This is a genomic window from Bacillus sp. PPSBB_2 (assembly GCF_045291115.1).
Classification (GTDB): domain Bacteria; phylum Bacillota; class Bacilli; order Bacillales; family Bacillaceae_G; genus Bacillus_A; species Bacillus_A cereus.
Genome location: NZ_CP147983.1, coordinates 3,653,670 through 3,671,398 on the forward strand (window position 1 = coordinate 3,653,670; position 17,729 = coordinate 3,671,398).

The following is a 17,729-nucleotide window of genomic DNA, read 5'->3' on the forward strand; positions in this document are numbered from 1 at the left end:
TGTATGTGGCGCCAAATAAAAACAGCTTATGGCTGCTTCGGTTTCTCACTTATTAAATTTCGAACTACATCTTTTAATGTGGACACATCGTTTATTAGTGTAGTGATTTGCTCTTTTAGTTGTTTATTTTCTTCTTTAACTACATGTAACTCTTCAGTATTCTGCTTAACCTGCTCCTTTAACGATATGAATTCATCATACAACTGTTGGAACGCTGCAATAAGAATAGAAACAGTATTATATAAATTAATGGCTCTTTTCTCTTTGTCTGTAAATATACCGTCAGTATCATCTGCAATCATACCGAAATACGTTTCAATTTCTTTTGTTGTATATGGTTCTGTTTGTTCCTCTGGTTTGTTCACACGCATTTGATACAGATCATACATGTCGTCTCTGAAATTGTACTGTTTGATAGCTAAACTCATGATTTTATCAAGAGCCGAGAACGGAATGTCTTTTATATTCTCTTTCATATTTCTAGCTGACGTAGGATTAAATGCTTTCGCCCACATTTGACCATTGGCATTTACATTTTCATTCGCTCGTAGTGTTCTTAATTCTATATCTCGCCATTGACCACCAATACCATTCTTTATTTGTAGTCCGTTATCATAACCAGTCACATAACTTGCTCTTATCTTTATATCTGCTAAATTTAAATCGTCATCATTCTCACCAGCTGAAAAATAGATAGATCTAACCCCAAGCGCATTTTTTCTTTTGAAATAGAATTCGCCTCTATTATTTGTATAAAAATGCGGTTCTGTGGTCGTCACTATAAACTTGCCGTACCCAGGAGCCCATCCTTCTGAGTTGAAAATAATATCATTCAAATTATCAAAGTATAATCTTCCGGCTGCATATGCATACAGATGTCCACCGTCATTCTGCATTTGAATATATGATGACCATATATTGGTACCTTCTGCATTTTCCCCTTTAGAAATCCCAAATTTCGCATACGCTTTAGAAGGTTGATCGACTCCATTAATTCTTGGCATGACTTGATAAATATAAAACGATCCTGTACCAGCGTATTTTCTATTATCAGAACCAAGGACTAATGAAGGTTGAATACTTCCATCATTTGCTTCCATAAATCCTATATAACCACGCGGCCTATCTGCATCGAAAATCTTCATGTCTTGCTTATTTATTTCAACAAATCTGTTTCCACTTGTTTTAAGTGTTACCCCTTCTAAAACTTTTCCTTTAATATGATTTGCTGTAATAAAACCTACTAAGTTAATTCTGTTCGCATTCAAAGTAATGTTTTCTTTACTCATATTGAATGCTGCGATTACATCGTTTTCTTTTACAGATAGACTAACGCCCTTTTCAGTCAACTGAAGACGGGTTTCCATATCTCTTACATAAGATGATGTGGCAAATTGCCCATTTGCTTGCTCTTTTGTATATACCTCTGTCTTTTTGGCCGAAGCATTGATACCCTGTTCATTGATAATAAATCGATTATCAATCAAAGTCATTTTTTGATTAAATTGCTCAGTTGCAAGCTTGTTGGCTAATTCATCTAATAAATCTTGTTTATTCTGATTAACTGTTTGCTTCAACTCTGGAATCTTAAATCCAGCAACATAATCCTCTACTTGCTTAAGTTCAACTTTACCTTCAAGTGCTTTCGCAGTATTTTCCCATCCAGCTTTCGCCTCTTGTAATTGTCTTCCTTGTTCTGTCTGCGTATTTTGTATGAAAGAGACATTTTGTTTAATAGTAGTTGCATCTTTTTCTACAGTAGCAACACGCTTATCGAATCCACTTTGATTATTCTCTACTTTTGTTATTGTTTCTTTGATACCATCTACGCTTTTCATAATTTCATTGGTTTTCTTAGTGAATTCATCTGTTGTTACCTGCTCTTCAGGCGGTGACGTCCAATCCTGCGGCTTATTCCCTTTATACAAGGCAACCCATTCCACAATAGATTTCGTAGCACTACTCGGATAGTTATATAAGCTTAACTTTCGTTCATTTCCACTTGTAGCCGCAACAGCTTTGAAGGTTACATAAGTAATTCCATTCGTGTAAACACTTGTTGCATATCCAACATTACTAGACCCACCATTCATCCATATACCAAACTTTTGACCTGCAGGTACAATTCCTTTCATTACAAAGGTGTATTCTTCACCTGCAAAGAAATTTTCAGTAAGAGAATATTGATTGATTAGATAGTCTGTTTTTTCATATTTAACATTTGATTTTAATAAAAGGTTTCGTCCACCAGCTTTATCGCTATTAACCTTTGTTTCTACACTTGTTAACTTCTCACTGATTTTCCCAGCTTCTTCTTTAATATCAGTTGTTGTTTTCTTAAGCTCACTTGTTGTTTGTTGCACATCAGAAATAGTCTTCTTTGTACTTTCTACAGTTTGTTCGACTGTATTTAATTTATTGCTAATATCATTATCTTTTTTTGTTAACGATTCAATAGACATTTTAAATCCATTAGAATCCTGCTCAAACTGAGTTACTCTCTTATCAATTTCACCTTGCTTATTTTCGATATTAGAAACTGTACGACTGACACCTTGTAACCCTTCCTGTACTTCGTTGAATTGTCTTGTAGCTTGATTTTGTGCTTCTTGAACCTTTTTGCTTAATTCTGTTTTTGTAGATTCGATATCCTTATTAACCTGTGTTAGTGTTTCTTTCTTGATAGTTTCTGGATCAGGAACAACCGATTCCCACGCTGCACCTGTCCATATTTTTAAAATACCAGGCTTACCATTACTAGTATCACGCCAAAGTGTTTTATAAGGTTTAAGCCCTGTTGTTGGTGGATTCTTAGCTTCTATAATTTCAACAGTATTGTTTTTAATATTCTCTTGTACCTTTTCAGCGAGTGTTTTCGCTGCTTCTGATTCTTTCTTAGCACTACTTGCTGTTTCATTCGCTTCTTTCACCAATTTATCTAGCTGATCCAGCATTTCTTGTTTCTCGCCGAATTTACTAAGGATTCGATTGTAAATCTTTCGTAATTCCTCGTTCGGATCCGTAATTTCACGATAATCACCAAACACATATTTATCTTGTGTAGGATCCGTAAAAGATTCATCACCGGCAATTACACGTGCTTCCAGGTATAACTTAGGTGTGAAGCCCGTATCTTTAATTCGGATCGTGTCACCCTCGTTAATGAGTTCATGTGCTAGTCCGAAAATACGTCCAATTGATTGTGCTTCTACTTCATACGAAACGGAAGAATTAACACGTTTTTTTAATTCTATTTCCATTAACATCATTAAACGTTGTGGCGTCATATTTAACTCTTCTGTTTCTGGCGTATAAAAACCAAACTTATGCTTACCACGTTCGTTCCATCGTTGAAATGCATCATGATCAACAATATACGGAAATCCCCTGTTGATACTTTCGATGGTAATTACATTGTCGCCTTCACCTTTCACAAATCCAACTAACGCTGTACAAATATCTCTTGAATGTTCCATACGTGTAACACCTATCAAATCTTTACCTAACTCTATTTCTTTACCAGTGTCTCGGCCACGCCTTTGAATCATATCAACATACCATCCAATGATTTGTGAACCTTGAACCTCAACACGGTACTGAATTTCTAATTTGAATAAAGAAGCTATTTTCTTTAAAAATGTTAGAGGATCCATAAATTCATCAATGGTCATCGTATGGAATCCTGTATAATCCGTTTTCCCACGTTTCCATTTCATGCCTACTAGGGCCATATCAATATATTCATTTACCGTTTTTCCTTCTATTCTTTGCGGTTTTATAATGCCTGACTTAGCAATTTGAACCCAAGCTCCTGAGGCATATGTTGTAATGGATCGTTTATCTGAATTCTTTTCTGTCTCTCTAATAACATATGGTATAATTCTTCCGTCGCGAACTTCTTTTAGAACAAGGTTTTGTTGTTGTAGTGTAGCCGAATGAGTTGTTCCATCAAAAACAGTAAAATCCAACATATCAACATTGTTTTTGATTCCCCACTGCCTTTTATCATCCCAATAGTCCTGCGGCTGAATAGCTGCAACGATTTGATCTGTTTTAAAATCCACAACATGCAAAATGCCACTTGGTGTTCTCATCTATATCTCTCCCTATAATTAACGGTTGCTTTAGCGTCTGGTGGCATGATATCAATACGATTCTCACCACGTATGACAGTTGGAAAATTACTAAAAATGTCTTTTAAATGAATCGCATTTTTACCGTTAATGGTTACAAGACTTTTTTCTGTATCAATTATAATCTTGTCTCCCGTATCAAAAATGTAAGGCGGATTATTTTGAGTATTTAAATTTATTTTCCAGAATTTCAAATCTGAAACGGTCATTGCTTCTGCTGACGGCACATCTTGCCATTGCATAATGCTAATCTGGATTTGTGCTGCTTTTTCCATATGATATTTATTTTCATCCGTCCACCGCACAAATCGTTCTGAATCATCTTTTTCCGTCCCCGGAAGGAATTTCGAAATATACGCTTCCCATACATTTCCCGTTCTAGCTATCCACAATCGCCCTTGATATTGGTTCCAAGTGTTTGGATAATCACCACTCTCATAAATCAAACCTATTTTTCCCGGCTTATTATCATATCCAATTACCATTGTTCCGAAATTTTGTTCAGCTTGCCAAAATACATCAGTCATAGCTATTTTCGAAAGCACTTTACTGTTTTCATCTAATATCGCTATTTCCACTCGGCCCATCTCATTGATTCGTTTACTTTTACATGTAACATAAGCCTGCATAATAAAGTCTTGTACGGGCCCATTAGGTATATTTTTTTTAACAGCTGCACCATTCCACCCTTTCCCTGACCCTGTACCATAATTAGAACAATAAAATTGATAACCGTCTGATTTCATTTCACCGACTGGGTTGCCATCTTCCATCGAACTGACTTTACTCCAACCTACAGTAGTAGCCATTTCATCCCATATCAGCCTTTGATTTCTTTCAACAGGTAGTTGTTCGGTTTTCAAAGGATAACCGATTCTGAAATAGTCACGATTATATGGATACTCTCCAAACCATACATCTAAAAATGCACTCGGTTTCTTGGCCTCAATCTCAATAATTGGAGGCGCTTCTATATTACCTTGATTGACGAAAGAAGTAGTGATTTCAGTGGACCAGTTTTGAGTGAATGTATGCGTATTTTTTTTACCTAGTTTATACGGCATTGGACAAATAAAAGTAATAACTCCTCTACCTCTATTGACTATTTCATCCAAATCGACAGAACCATCAATTAATGCTAAATAAGTCCTGTCTAACTCATCATCAAAAATAAGTTCAGCTGGTTGCTCTGTATATAGCCAATCCGCTAAATCTTCTTTTACCTTTTGTAAATCAGCCATATCTTTTGCTGCCTTAATTACAAGAGGAACATCAATACGACGTTCCTCCGTTTCTGTATGAAGAAAAAGAGCCCCTGCGCGATGAGGGACCCTTACTAATTTTCTTTTAACTGGAGCCCAGGAAGGGCGTTTTCTTCCAACTAGCATTTGAATATAATCTTTTCTGATTTTATTAAAAGTAAAACCGAGTTTCCCCAACTTGCTCACCACCCTTAAAATTCCGCCCTTCTTTTTTGGTCACGATTTTGAAGCTTTGTCGTATATGCGTAACTTCCGTTCGCTAATTCTTTTCCATCTAAAACGTTTGTCATATTTACCGTTACATTCAGTTCTTGTTCTCTACCTGATCTATCCGAGAACATAGTTTTTGCTGTAGGTGCGTTGTTATAAGGTGATTGTGGTTGCGTATACCCATTGAAATCACCCAGTGCATTATGCGGGATACTATAATGCGAAGTTTGGAATCCAAAATCAAAAACAGATGGCATATTACTCATTTGTTTTTTTACAGTTCCAACTACATTTTTTGCTGCATCCACAACAAATCGTTTCCCCTTATCCATACCAACGCCAACACCTTCTGGTACGGCACTACCAACTGGAATCATCACTTTAGATGGACTGTTAATTTCTAGCGCTCCAGAAATAGTCTTTTTAATCTCTCCAGCAATGCTTTTCGCCTTACTATATAAACCACCTGTCGCATCATCCAACCCTTTTTCAAGACCTTCTATAATGGATTTACCAATGGAACGTAGATTTATAGCGCTGAAGAATTTTTCAACTGTATTCCACTTATCTTCAATATCGCTCTTTATTTCTTTCATTTTATCAACGACAGCTTTTTTCTTTTCTTCAAATTTTCTTGAAACAGTATTTTTGATTTCTTCTACTTTATTGCTGGCTGCATTTTTCATCTCGTCATATTTATTGGAAACATCCGAACCCATTTCTTTCATTTTTCGAACAACATCATCTTTCATAACTTCAAACTTAGATTTTACTTGTCCGGTTTCCCAATCTACTTGATTTGCATGTTCCCCAGCTTGGGATTTTGCTTCACTCACAATTTCCTTATGCTTATCTCTTGCCGTGGAAACTGTACTATCATACTGACGTTTTGCCTCAGCAATGATTGCATTAGCTTCATCAGCAGTAATTGTTTTATTTTCATCACGCTGACGAATTGCCTCTGCAATTTTTTCATCGCGAGTCTTTTTCGCATCTTCAATAACTTTATCTCTTGCTTTGGCACTATTCTCTACAACTTCCGCTGCCTGTCTAGCTGAAATCTCACTAGCCTGTACGCGCATATTTTCAAGAATAACTTTTTGCTCCATTTGATTTTTAGACATATGCTCTACAGCAACTCTGTCCATTTCATCCTGCAATGCTTGTAAAGAGATGCGTTCAGAGGTCGTCAATTCTCTGTTTTCTCTAGCTGCTGTTTGTAAAATTTCTTTAATTTTATTTTCCTTTTCCTGTGTTTTTAGCTTTTCTTGTTCATAATGTTGATTTAACTGTTCGATTCGTTTGTTCTCTTCTTCAGCGGTCAATACATATGAATCCGCAAAGAATTTTTTAAGTCCTTCAATTTCTTTTTGCTGCCTTGCATTCGTTTTTTCAATGATTGTATTAGCTAACTTGTCATATTGACCTATTAACTTCTGTGACTGCTCCTCTGTTATCACTTCATGGTTCAATCTAATTTCAGTTAACTTTTGTCTAATACCATCAGACAACTTGAAATACTCACCAAGAACTTTCTTTGTGGACGAACTTATTTTCCCTTCTGTATTTGTAGCAAAACGATCTACCGAAGCGATACTGTCTTCAGTTGCTTTTTGATATGCTTTATATGCGACAACTCCGGTTCCAATAAGAGCTGCTGCTATTAAACCAACAGGTCCCAGAAGCACTCCTAATGCACTTCCTAACATACCAACCGCAGCACCAGCAAGACCTGCAGCACCACCAGCAATCCCTAACGCTGTTGCTAATGCCCCAATTCCTGACATGATCATACCGAATGCTGCAAGAACTACACCTATTGCTGTTGCTATTGCTGTAAGTGCAAGAACAACGCCACCTGTAATTGCGATAGCCTTTTGTACTGGTCCAGGTAATGCGTTGAATCCATCCACAAGTTTCTGCAACCCAGCGACAAAAGCACTAACCACAGGAGCGAGTGCATCACCAATTGTTTTTTTCATTGTGTCAAACGCTCCACTTAATTGTTCGATACGACCTTTCAAAGTGTTCATTTTCGTATTAGCGGTCTCTAAAGCAGTAACTTTGGACATCTCGGTATACATTTTATTTACACCTTGTGATCCTTCATTAAACAGAATCGTTGCACCACGAACTGCGTCTGATCCGAATAATGTTTCTAAAGCCATACTTCGTTGCTGGTCTGTTAAACCTTTCATGGATTCGTGGAGAATTCCAGATATATTTTCTAAACTTTGGATGTGCCCTTCTTGATCGTAAAATTTAGAAGATAAGAAAGCCGAACTAGTTGCTAATTCACGAAATGTAGTATCACATTTATCATTCCATTTCTTTACGCCTTCCGTTTTCATTACATAACTCTCTAATGCAACTTCAATATCTCCCACACTTCTAGATGCTGGCGTGATTCCGTTTTTAACCAAGAAGTCAAATCCAGCCTGCGCATTATAAGTGATAAGACCTAAATCCGCCATCTTGTTATACGCTTCTTTAGTAGATGGATTTAATCTCATAAGCATTGTTTTTAAAGACGTACCTGCATCTGAACCTTTTAACCCATTCTGTGCAAAAACTGCTAAGGCTGTTGATGTATCTTTAAATGTCATACCTGCCCCAGCAGCAACTGCTGCGGAAGCTGACAGACCATATTTTAATTCGTGTACATCAGTGGCTGAAGCGTTAGCGGCTCCTGCAAGTAAGTTAGCGGCATCTGTAACACTTAAACCATCCTTTTTAAATGCATTTAAAGCGGTTGAAGCAACTTCAGCTGCTTCGCCTAACTCTAATTCTCCTGCGGCCGCTAAGTTTAATGCTCCTTCTAATCCACCATTGATAATGTCCTTTAAACTAACGCCAGCTTTTATTAATTCTTCAATCCCTTTTCCAGCTTCAACAGAAGAATATTTTGTATCTTCCCCATATTTAACAGCTAATTCAGAGAGTTTACTCATTTCTTGTCCAGTCGCACCTGATACAGCTTTTATGTTAGCCATCTGCTGTTCGAAGTTCATAGATTCTTCCACAGCTGATTTTAGACCTCGACCAATTGCATAAGTCATACCACCAAATACCATACCAATTTGCATTCCGGCATTTTGCAAATGATTACCTAAGCTTTCCATGCGATTACCGAAGTTCAATAGACGATTACCTTGTTGCTCTAATTCTCGATTTGATTGCTGTAATTCAGTTTCAAATCGATTCAGTTCAGCTGTTGCCCGATGAATTTGTTCTGCGTATCGTTGTGCGGATTGACTCGCTTCACCTTCTTCTATTTTTGCGCGATTATAAGCTTGTTGAAGTTCCCTGATTTTCTCTTTTTGCTTATCTACCATACGAGACAGAACGTCTACTTTCGCTCGCGTTTGCTCCGTTGCATTAGAAAAACCGCCCATGCCTGTTGTAATGGACTGGAATTCAGCCTGTAGGGATTTTAAAGAGTTATTTAACTTATCTATCCCTTTTTGTTCAGCTTGACGGTTTACTTGTTTTAATTCATTTTCAAATCTATTTAAATCAGCAACTGCTTTATTAACTTGCGAAGCATATCGCTGGGTTGCTGCGTCATTTTCACCTAATTTTGCTTTATTTTGATCATAAGCTTGTCGTAATGCCTTAACCTTTTCTTTTTGCGCTTCAATCAGTCTGTTAAGTGCATCTGTTTTAGCACGCGTTTGATCACTAGCGTTAGCGAAGCCACCCATACCAGTACTGATTGATTTCAATTCATTCTGCAATGTCCTTACGGCACGTCCTGAATTGGCTATACCTTGACGAAAATTCACATTATCAAGGGACAGCCTAACGACTAAATTATTCATTTCATTTGCCATCATCTTCCCCCTCCTTAGATAATGTTTTCTGCTGGAACTTCAATTTCATTCGAACTCTGATTTTGGCTATTCGATTCACCTTGTTCACGATATTTCTGATTCAACCTTAAATAATGCCAAATATCCATTTCATTATCGATGTGATGATGTTTATATCCTTGGCGTAATAAAGAGAGGTAGAGCTCATCTATAAACTCACTGAACGTTAGCCCCCCTCCCTCTACACGTTTGGGTTTGTTTCTTCCCCAGTTCCTGGTGTGCCACCAGCCGCTTCCACAGTTGCATTAATAATTGCATTAATTACGTCTGAAGTTGTCGATAAGAATTTACGAGCATCCACACCATCCCAATATTGATCCAATGTAAATTGTTCTCCGTAAACTTTTACTACATATTGAACCATTTTATCCATATCCTCAGGCCCAGGATTGTTTGGAATACCAGCAAGTTCAGGTGCTTGACGAATCAAACGAGCCGGAATAAACTCCGGTAAATTAAAAGTTTTCTTTTCTTTATTGATTATTAATGTTAGTTTCATAGGTATTCCTCCTTAGTTAATAAAAAAGAGAGAGCTTTTGCCCCCTCTTACTTTCCTGCTGGTGGTGTTGCTGTTTTTTCATATACCTTTTTGAACCAGTTATCACCAACGGCTTTTGTAAATGTAGGCTCATCAGCATCAGCTGTAAATTTAGGTCTATCATCAAAGTCACGTTCAATGAATGAGCCTTTAAGTTTTGTAGTTTGGAAGTTTGGTTTATCCTTCTTAGTTTCAGCTTCTTCTTCCTCTTGTGAAAGCTTCCCTTTGAGTAACCAAACATAACGGTATTTACCATTGCCCTTTAAAAAGCGCCATCCAATTGCTAAATATGGCTTTTCTCCCTCTCGTTTTTCATCTAATACGCCATCTGTAACTTCTGGATACCCTTCAATATCTGCTTTCGCTGATAAGGAAAGTCCACGAACTTCAATTTCAACTTCCACTTCTCCGTCAGATTCAGCAATCTCTGATTTTTTATTATCACTCCACATAATTTCTGAAGCTACTTTTTTAGAAGTTTTAACCTTTACTGCCCCTTCTAACTTCTTTACATCTGCATATGAAACACCTGATGCATCATCTTTTAATAGTTTTGCATAAACAAGACTATCTACACCGACAGTCGAACTAATTGTAATAATTTCTCCAGCCATCTATAACTCCACTCCTTTCGCGAATCGCATCGCGTAATGAAAAATTTGTGTATCATCTTCATACAAATCAGCTACTGCATAACGTGAGAAACCAATATCTTTCATGATTTCATTTACTTTTTGATGGATTGCTGTTGTACTACCTTTTGACCAAATATCGATTTGGAATGTGATTTCACTTTCACTTTCATCATTATCCGCAAACCCATCTGGCCTATTGTCTAATTCAAAAAATGTAATCCGTGGAAACTCTTCAGCATTTTTGGCTTTACGATAATAAATACGTCTTCCACCTAATAAGGAAACAAGCTCCTGATTATTTTCAAGAGCTTGCACGATTTCTGGTCGTAAATTTATCATACATTCAGCCTCATCTCATTCTTTAAGATGTCTGTCATAGCACGTACTGCATCCGCTTTAGAAGCGTTAAAACCTGGTTCTATAAATGGATGTGCTGGCATTTTAGAAGTACCCCACTCTAAAAATTTCCCATAAAAATATGGAGAACGATCCGCTTTGTCTAGTCCAATCTTAATCGTTTTCACACCATTTTCCATTCGCGCCTTTGTAACCCGTATATTATCAAGCAAATGTTGGCCTGTACGCCAAGGTTCACTTTTGGACGGTTTCTTAGGGCTTAAACTCCTCGGTTCACTTCTTTCAGCAATGGCTTTTCGAATTTGCTCACCACCAGTCGCAAGTGCTCTATCTTCAATCTTTTCTCCACGTAAACCCATTTGTTCTAATTCAGATATCAAGCGATCAAAGCCTAAAAAATCAACACCATCAGCCATTCATTCCACCACGCTTCCACATAATTGATAAGGTGTGTTTTTCAGTTGGAATAACTGAAACAATGTCATACATTACGTTCTTATATTTAATCTTCATATCAGCATTCACATCAGCACGATATCGGATTTCTGTTTCACCTTGAATTTCGCTATTAGCTGCCGCTGCTTCAAAGTATTTTCTTCCTTTTAAAAAAATAAAAGAGCCCCATACAGTAATAGAATCCTTATAACCTTCTATTGGATCACCGTCTGGGCTCTTTGCTTCATCGTCTTTCACTTGAAATGTAAGACGTTTATCTAATTTACCTGGATTCACTTGCATCACCACCACAATATTGCAACTGAACTAATATCGACTGCAAACTAAATGCCAATTGTTCAGCTTTTCCAACTGCTTCACGGTTTTCATGCCAATGAGCAATTAAAATACGAGCTGCTAATTTAGCAAGCTCGCTCTTCAAATCTACATTTTTACTTGTAGCATTTTTAATATATATTTCAGCTGCAATTACGAAAGATGTAATGAGATCATCCTCCTCATCACCATCCACACGAAGATACTTTTTTGCTTCCTCTAATGTTAGTACCAAGAAGGACACCCCCTACCTTATTAAGCTCCTGTTTTAGGCGTAACAATAATTTGTCCATACACAACTGCTTCTGTATCCCATGGCGTAACATCTTCACGCTCGATTGCTCGAAATTCAGAAGTATTTGTTCTCCAAGCATTTCCACCTTCTGTAGTCATATCGATAGATAATTGTTTTCTATCCCAAAGAATGATGGCTTCTTTTAAATTACCAACAATGAAAGGTGCTTTCCCATCTTTGTCTGTGGCGATTGTCTTATTGGACAAAGTAGTAACCGGTTTTCCTGACAACAAACTACGTGTTGGATTTGTTGGATCTGGTTGAAGAAGCGGACGACCATTTTTATCTTCTAATTGATCTAAGTAATTGAATCCATCTTGGTTAGTAAAAATATTAGCTCCACCTGCAAATGCCGGGTCTAATGTAACATTTAACGCTGTTTTAATGCCTTTATAATCTTTAAAATCGACCTTTGTCAATTTGTTGAGTTCTTGTAAAATTAGATAGTTACGAGTAGCAATAGATTTCTTAGTGATCCATTGGCGTAAATATTCTTCTAAAGCTTGATCTGTATCATCTAATAAATCATTTGGTACTGGTAAGAATCCTGCATAATCCTCAATAGCATAAGATAAACGATCAAATTCAGGAGAAGCAATTTCTTGCATTGCATTCGGCTTACCATACTCAGATAATGGAGCAAATGGTGTTGATGTCGCACGCTTTTCTAATGTACGAGCCCCTTTATTTGTTGAAACAGGTTGTACATTTACATATTGTTCTAGGCTATCAACCGTTTGTTTTAATTGATTAATAGTTGTCGTAATATCTTCTGGAACAATATAGCCACCATCTTTACCTGTATTCTCAGATAAGGCCGCTTTGTATTCCTGCATAACGCTTGCTTCTTCATGACTTAAATTTTGACCACGGATAGCTTTCATAAATACATCTTTGTATGATGGATCTTCATTTTTAACTGATGCTGGAGGTAATACTCCTGCTTGTGAGTTTACAGGCTCAGGAACTTGAATTTGCATCATTGCTAGATAGTTATCCAATTCATTTTTCACGTTTTTCGCTTCCTCAATTTTTGCCTTTGCATCTTCATATTTACCGCTATTGTTAAATTCTTCTGCTTTCGCTTTTAAATCAGCAATTTTTTGACGTAACTCTTGTTCACGTTTATCCATTCGGTATTTCCTCCTTGTTTTGGCACAAAAATAGACCTATAGCTCTAACAGGTCTAGTGCGTTTTGTATTTTTAATTGTTCGTTATTATCCTTCTTTGGAATAGAAGGAGCCTTTGCTACAATCTTATTTGGTGTTTTTTGATATTTATCAAAGTAATCACTGCTACAAGCTGCGATGTCTTTCGCTTCTACAACTTCAATATTGAAGTATTTTTCAGCTTCTTCACCACTTAACCAAGTCTCAGCATCTACTAATTGTTGAATTTCTTCAATTTCAACGCCTTCTTTTAAGTTTTCTTTGTATACATTCATGATTCCTGACTCGATGTTATCAAGGTCCTCTGCTGCTTTTCGGAAATCAATTGCATTTCCAGCTGCATATGTCCAAGGCTTATGAATCATTAAGAAAGCATTAGAAGGGACAACAACACGATCACCAGCCAGGGCGATTACGGAAGCGATAGAAGCTGCAACACCATCTACATAAACAGTTTTCTGAGCCTTATTGCGCTTTAACATGTTATAAATGGCTAAACCAGCAAATACAGAACCACCACCACTATTTACATAGATATTAAGGTTACTTTTATCATCCAATTGCCCTAAAATGTTTTTTACATCATCCGGCATAATATCAGAATCATCCCATTTCCAACCTGTATTATTTATGATGTCACCATAGATAAATAGATCTGCTGACGATTCCGTTTGATTTTTAATAGTAAATACGTCTTTAATTGTCCTCACCTCCTTTCAGCGACAAACCTCCACTAGCTTTTGCTAATTGGTATTCATCCGCAATCTCAATGGATACATGGTTTAGATCGACACGATGTTTATCACCATATTCTCCAATTCCATCTATATCTTCAAGCTCTAATACTTTATTGATCGAGAAAGCACCAGCATCTAACATAATCTTATAAAATTCCGCTCTAGATTTAGAATCAGCACGAAGTAAACTTGTTAGATTAAATTTTAAATAATAACGCTTTTGTTCATTAAATGAAAATGTTTTATAAGAAAATTCTTCTTCATACTGGATAAGAATTGGACTCAATGTATTTTGGATGAAATCCAATGCCTGTTGCTCAATGTTTGAGAATGTAGCACGATCTAACTCATTAATCATGTGTAATGGAATATTAAAGATGTTTGCAATCTCAGCCTTATCAAACTTCATACCTTCAATAAATTGAGCATCCTTTAAGGGCATCCCGACTTTCTCAAATTCTAAACCAGCATCCAAAATTGCTATCCTTTGAGCATTATTCAAACCTGTATTTGCTTCTTCCCAAGCGTCACGAAGCACATCTTTCGCTTCTTTTCCAAGGGCTTGTTGAGTTTTCAATATCCCACTATGGGCTGCACCATTTGTAAAGAATTTACCTTTAAATTTTTGTGCCGCTTGTGAACTACCTATAGACTCTCTTGCAATCTGAATAGGTGGTTTACCCTTCAGTCCATCAGTAGACAACGTAGTAAGATGAATAATGTCATCATCAGTTATTTTAATAGGTGTACCATCTGGTAAATTCGTAAAATACCATAACTTATTTGTCTTCAGATCCACGATTGGAGTTGTTACAGCCGGATTTAGTGCCCATAATTCTTTCGGTCTACCATCCGCACCCCAATGAATATTGATGTAAGCATTTCCCCATGTATTGCGGTGCGTTTCGATTAAATGCTTGAATTTAAATGGGCTTTGATAAGGGTTCGGTCTTCTTTCTAAAACAAACGACACTTGATGCATCTTATCTCGTTCTCTTCCTTTTGATGTCTTTCTAAAAACTTGAAAAGGAAGCATTGCAACACTGTTTGCAAGGATATTAATGCATCGATATACTGTCGGAACCCCTAAAGATGATTCAACCGTAACCTTTTCACCACTTGCGGCTTGATAACCAAATAGACTTTTAAACCAAGGAGACGGATTTTTCAAATCGGTCGTATCTTGATTCTTAAATAAATGCCGAAAAATCAAAAGTTTCACCTCCTTTCTATCTTCTTATCATTACCACCCCCAGCATTGTGAGAATAATCCCTAACAGATACCATCCATAAATTGGATTAACAAAAAAGGTCGTCCCTATAATAATGGACAACCCTGAAATGAATAAAATATCATCTAAAATACTAAAAAAGCACCTTAAAAACCGCATGTAATTCCTCCTAGAATGAGAAATTTTGACTTAATATATATGAATTCAAATCCATTTCACTAGAATTGAGCATGCATCGGACGTGTGAATTCATTATAGCTGCTATTGGGTCAATTCTCTCCGTTGACTTTGACTTGTCCAACATGATATTTTCGTTAGCATCTTGCTTAGTAACAGCATTTCCGATTGCCCAATCAAGTACAGGATTGTTATTATGAATAATTTTATTTTGATACACTTGTTCACGAAAATCTTTCGTTGGTCCTGATAAAGTAGCCATACCTTGCCTTATCTCAACTACAACGTATCCTTCCGATTCAAAGTCTTGCATAAACTGTGTTGCATTCCAAGGATCAACACATATTTCCTTTATTTTAAAATCATTATCTGATTCCATCTCTTTTATATACTCTTTAACAAAATTATAGTCTACTACTGAACCCGGTGTTACAGTAATCCAACCCTGCTTCGCCCAAATATCATATGGTACTTTATCTGTTTTCATTTTCTCGAATAAAGTATCTTCTGGTATAAAACTATGACTAATTACGATGTATTTTTCATCTTTCTTGAATTCAAAATCCACACTAGTTAAGTCAATTTTCGCTGATAAATCGGCTCCTACTGTACATTCCATACCTTTCAATTCAGATAACTCAATTACTTCATCACACTTATCCCATCTGGACATATCCATATATCCATTTTCTTTTCTGTTAACCCATATATTCATACGTTTTGTTAAAAAAGAGCGCATTTTTTCAGGGTTATCAAGAGCAACTTTCAAGTCACTACGGAGCTTTTTCATCCCAGCTTCATAAGTTGCTACAATCGGATTGGCTTTTATCCAGTTAGTTTCATCCTTAATATCATCATCTTTATCAAGTTCACAAATAACAACAAAATACTCATCATTTTCCACACCTAAATCGTTTGGATCTAATATCCTTGAACAGTATTTATATTCCTTGTAACAAGGCCCATTTATGTTAAACCCTGCTGTGGTAATAATGAACATCAGTGTATTCTCACGCGCACCCATCCCAGAATCAATTACATCGTAAATCTCACTAGTATCATGAGCATGATATTCATCAACGATACCAAGCGATGGGTTTGTACCATCACCAGTCTTTTTTGCTTCTTTAGAAAGTGGTGTTATTGTTGAACCACTTTTTATATGCGTGATTTTTCCATAAGAGTCCTTATATTTTTTGGATAACATATCGCATGCGCCTAGTTGCTTTAAAATATCGTTATAAACAAGGCTTGATTGTTGTCTATCCCAACCAGCTATGTAACACTCTTCTTGTTGGTCAGATAAAAACGTGATATAAGAAGCGATAAGGGCCAAAAATTGTGATTTTGCATTTTTTCTTGCAAGTTCAATAAATACACGTAGAAAACGTCTATTATTTGTAGCTTTAATAAGAAAACAAAATATATTAGCTGCTACGAATAGTTGAAAATCGGTTAATTCTATATATTGACCTGCTAATACACCTTTAAAATGTTTAAATTGCTTGCACCATTCATAAAAATCATATAACGGTTCAATATCAAAATAGAATGGACACTCTACCTCTTGTGTACGTTCTAAATCCCTTAAAAAACGTTCGCAAGCCCATTTATGTTTCTTACAAGCCAATATGCTACCATCCGAAATGTCATAAACATATTGCATTAATCTTTCTTCTATCCTCATACCCTATCACCAAATCGCTTTTCAGCATTGGTTTTTGGTTTATCATCACCCTTTGGTTTCGCTAAAGATGCCCTAGAACTTGGCGTTAATCCAAATTCAATTGCTAACGACTTCATTTGTTCATGCAATTGTTTCTTTTTAGTTAATAAAGGGTGCGGTACTTTATTGGTTTCAGCTGCTTTATTTGTGTACTCTACCATTAACCCTTCTTCACTAATAATTTTTGTACATTCAACATAATCAGAGTAGGCGTCACAATAAGCCGCCAAAGCATTAATATCTACATTTGTAATAAGATCTAATTCCATTAATTCTTTAGAAATACGATTGAATTCTTTTTTAGCTACTGCATTTAACCAAGTTGGAGCTTTTATTCTATTCGTTTTCGGTTGAATACTTTGCTCAGCCTTCACTCGTTGTTCTATTTCCTGTTTAGTTAATCGGTTTTTATTACCTTCAAGTATTTGCAAATGAATTGGCTTCGCTTTTCGTCCTATGTGAACCACCTCCTTTAGTTGAACCCCCTTTTATGAAATAAAACGAATTTTTTGCACGGAAAGCTAGGCGGCGGTCTCCAAGGAACCGCCTTTTACTTTTTTTACACGGGGGTGTTTTTTGTCCGTTTTCAAGACAAATTTATCCGTGTTTTTATA

At 36.5% G+C, this 17,729-nt stretch carries 14 protein-coding genes; all 14 read right to left on the reverse strand.

Translation table 11 applies throughout. The annotated features are described in order from the left end of the window. Positions 1-26 precede the first annotated feature (26 nt). On the reverse strand, positions 27-4,094 hold the full coding sequence (locus V6946_RS18115) for a phage tail spike protein (RefSeq protein WP_366981780.1): 4,068 nt from the start codon (positions 4,092-4,094) through the stop codon (positions 27-29). Beyond that, the gene (locus tag V6946_RS18120; protein ID WP_366981781.1) at positions 4,091-5,572 is read right to left on the reverse strand and encodes a distal tail protein Dit; all 1,482 of its coding nucleotides are present in this window, start codon (positions 5,570-5,572) and stop codon (positions 4,091-4,093) included. Before V6946_RS18120 ends, V6946_RS18115 begins: the two co-directional genes overlap by 4 nt. Positions 5,573-5,586: 14 nt before the next feature. Beyond that, positions 5,587-9,438, reverse strand: a complete 3,852-nt coding sequence (locus V6946_RS18125) for a phage tail tape measure protein (protein WP_406622354.1) — start codon at positions 9,436-9,438, stop codon at positions 5,587-5,589. Between the two features lie 220 nt (positions 9,439-9,658). Further along, positions 9,659-9,976, reverse strand: coding sequence for a phage tail assembly chaperone G (gpG, locus tag V6946_RS18130; protein ID WP_006919640.1), 318 nt, complete (start codon positions 9,974-9,976; stop codon positions 9,659-9,661). A 47-nt stretch (positions 9,977-10,023) separates the two neighbouring features. Further along, complete coding sequence (locus tag V6946_RS18135) at positions 10,024-10,629, reverse strand: major tail protein (RefSeq protein ID WP_006919636.1); 606 nt, start codon at positions 10,627-10,629, stop codon at positions 10,024-10,026. Further along, positions 10,630-10,989 (reverse strand): DUF3168 domain-containing protein, encoded by a 360-nt coding sequence (locus V6946_RS18140; protein WP_006919635.1) that lies wholly within the window; start codon positions 10,987-10,989, stop codon positions 10,630-10,632. Beyond that, positions 10,986-11,423: an HK97-gp10 family putative phage morphogenesis protein gene (locus V6946_RS18145; RefSeq protein WP_006919634.1), complete on the reverse strand. Its 438-nt coding sequence runs from the start codon at positions 11,421-11,423 to the stop codon at positions 10,986-10,988. The genes V6946_RS18140 and V6946_RS18145 overlap by 4 nt, the downstream gene beginning before the upstream one ends. Further along, on the reverse strand, positions 11,416-11,739 hold the full coding sequence (locus tag V6946_RS18150) for a phage head closure protein (RefSeq protein WP_033692114.1): 324 nt from the start codon (positions 11,737-11,739) through the stop codon (positions 11,416-11,418). The genes V6946_RS18145 and V6946_RS18150 overlap by 8 nt, the downstream gene beginning before the upstream one ends. Further along, positions 11,726-12,013: a head-tail connector protein gene (locus V6946_RS18155; RefSeq protein ID WP_006919625.1), complete on the reverse strand. Its 288-nt coding sequence runs from the start codon at positions 12,011-12,013 to the stop codon at positions 11,726-11,728. The genes V6946_RS18150 and V6946_RS18155 overlap by 14 nt, the downstream gene beginning before the upstream one ends. A 20-nt stretch (positions 12,014-12,033) precedes the next feature. Further along, positions 12,034-13,206 (reverse strand): phage major capsid protein, encoded by a 1,173-nt coding sequence (locus V6946_RS18160; RefSeq protein WP_406622084.1) that lies wholly within the window; start codon positions 13,204-13,206, stop codon positions 12,034-12,036. A gap of 36 nt (positions 13,207-13,242) precedes the next feature. Then, complete coding sequence (locus V6946_RS18165; RefSeq protein WP_006919621.1) at positions 13,243-13,953, reverse strand: head maturation protease, ClpP-related; 711 nt, start codon at positions 13,951-13,953, stop codon at positions 13,243-13,245. Then, positions 13,940-15,193: a phage portal protein gene (locus V6946_RS18170; protein ID WP_097947042.1), complete on the reverse strand. Its 1,254-nt coding sequence runs from the start codon at positions 15,191-15,193 to the stop codon at positions 13,940-13,942. Before V6946_RS18170 ends, V6946_RS18165 begins: the two co-directional genes overlap by 14 nt. Positions 15,194-15,381: 188 nt before the next feature. Further along, positions 15,382-17,076, reverse strand: a complete 1,695-nt coding sequence (locus V6946_RS18175) for a terminase large subunit (protein WP_006928877.1) — start codon at positions 17,074-17,076, stop codon at positions 15,382-15,384. After that, positions 17,073-17,582 (reverse strand): phage terminase small subunit P27 family, encoded by a 510-nt coding sequence (locus V6946_RS18180; protein ID WP_006928884.1) that lies wholly within the window; start codon positions 17,580-17,582, stop codon positions 17,073-17,075. Before V6946_RS18180 ends, V6946_RS18175 begins: the two co-directional genes overlap by 4 nt. Positions 17,583-17,729: the final 147 nt, after the last annotated feature.

Coding starts and splice junctions, on each gene's coding strand:
- V6946_RS18175 (WP_006928877.1), bottom strand. CDS start 17,076: ATGAGGATAGAAGAAAGATTAATGCAATATGTTTATGACATTTCGGAT.
- V6946_RS18115 (WP_366981780.1), bottom strand. CDS start 4,094: ATGAGAACACCAAGTGGCATTTTGCATGTTGTGGATTTTAAAACAGAT.
- V6946_RS18125 (WP_406622354.1), bottom strand. CDS start 9,438: ATGGCAAATGAAATGAATAATTTAGTCGTTAGGCTGTCCCTTGATAAT.
- V6946_RS18145 (WP_006919634.1), bottom strand. CDS start 11,423: ATGGCTGATGGTGTTGATTTTTTAGGCTTTGATCGCTTGATATCTGAA.
- gpG (WP_006919640.1), bottom strand. CDS start 9,976: ATGAAACTAACATTAATAATCAATAAAGAAAAGAAAACTTTTAATTTA.
- V6946_RS18135 (WP_006919636.1), bottom strand. CDS start 10,629: ATGGCTGGAGAAATTATTACAATTAGTTCGACTGTCGGTGTAGATAGT.
- V6946_RS18160 (WP_406622084.1), bottom strand. CDS start 13,206: ATGGATAAACGTGAACAAGAGTTACGTCAAAAAATTGCTGATTTAAAA.
- V6946_RS18140 (WP_006919635.1), bottom strand. CDS start 10,989: ATGATAAATTTACGACCAGAAATCGTGCAAGCTCTTGAAAATAATCAG.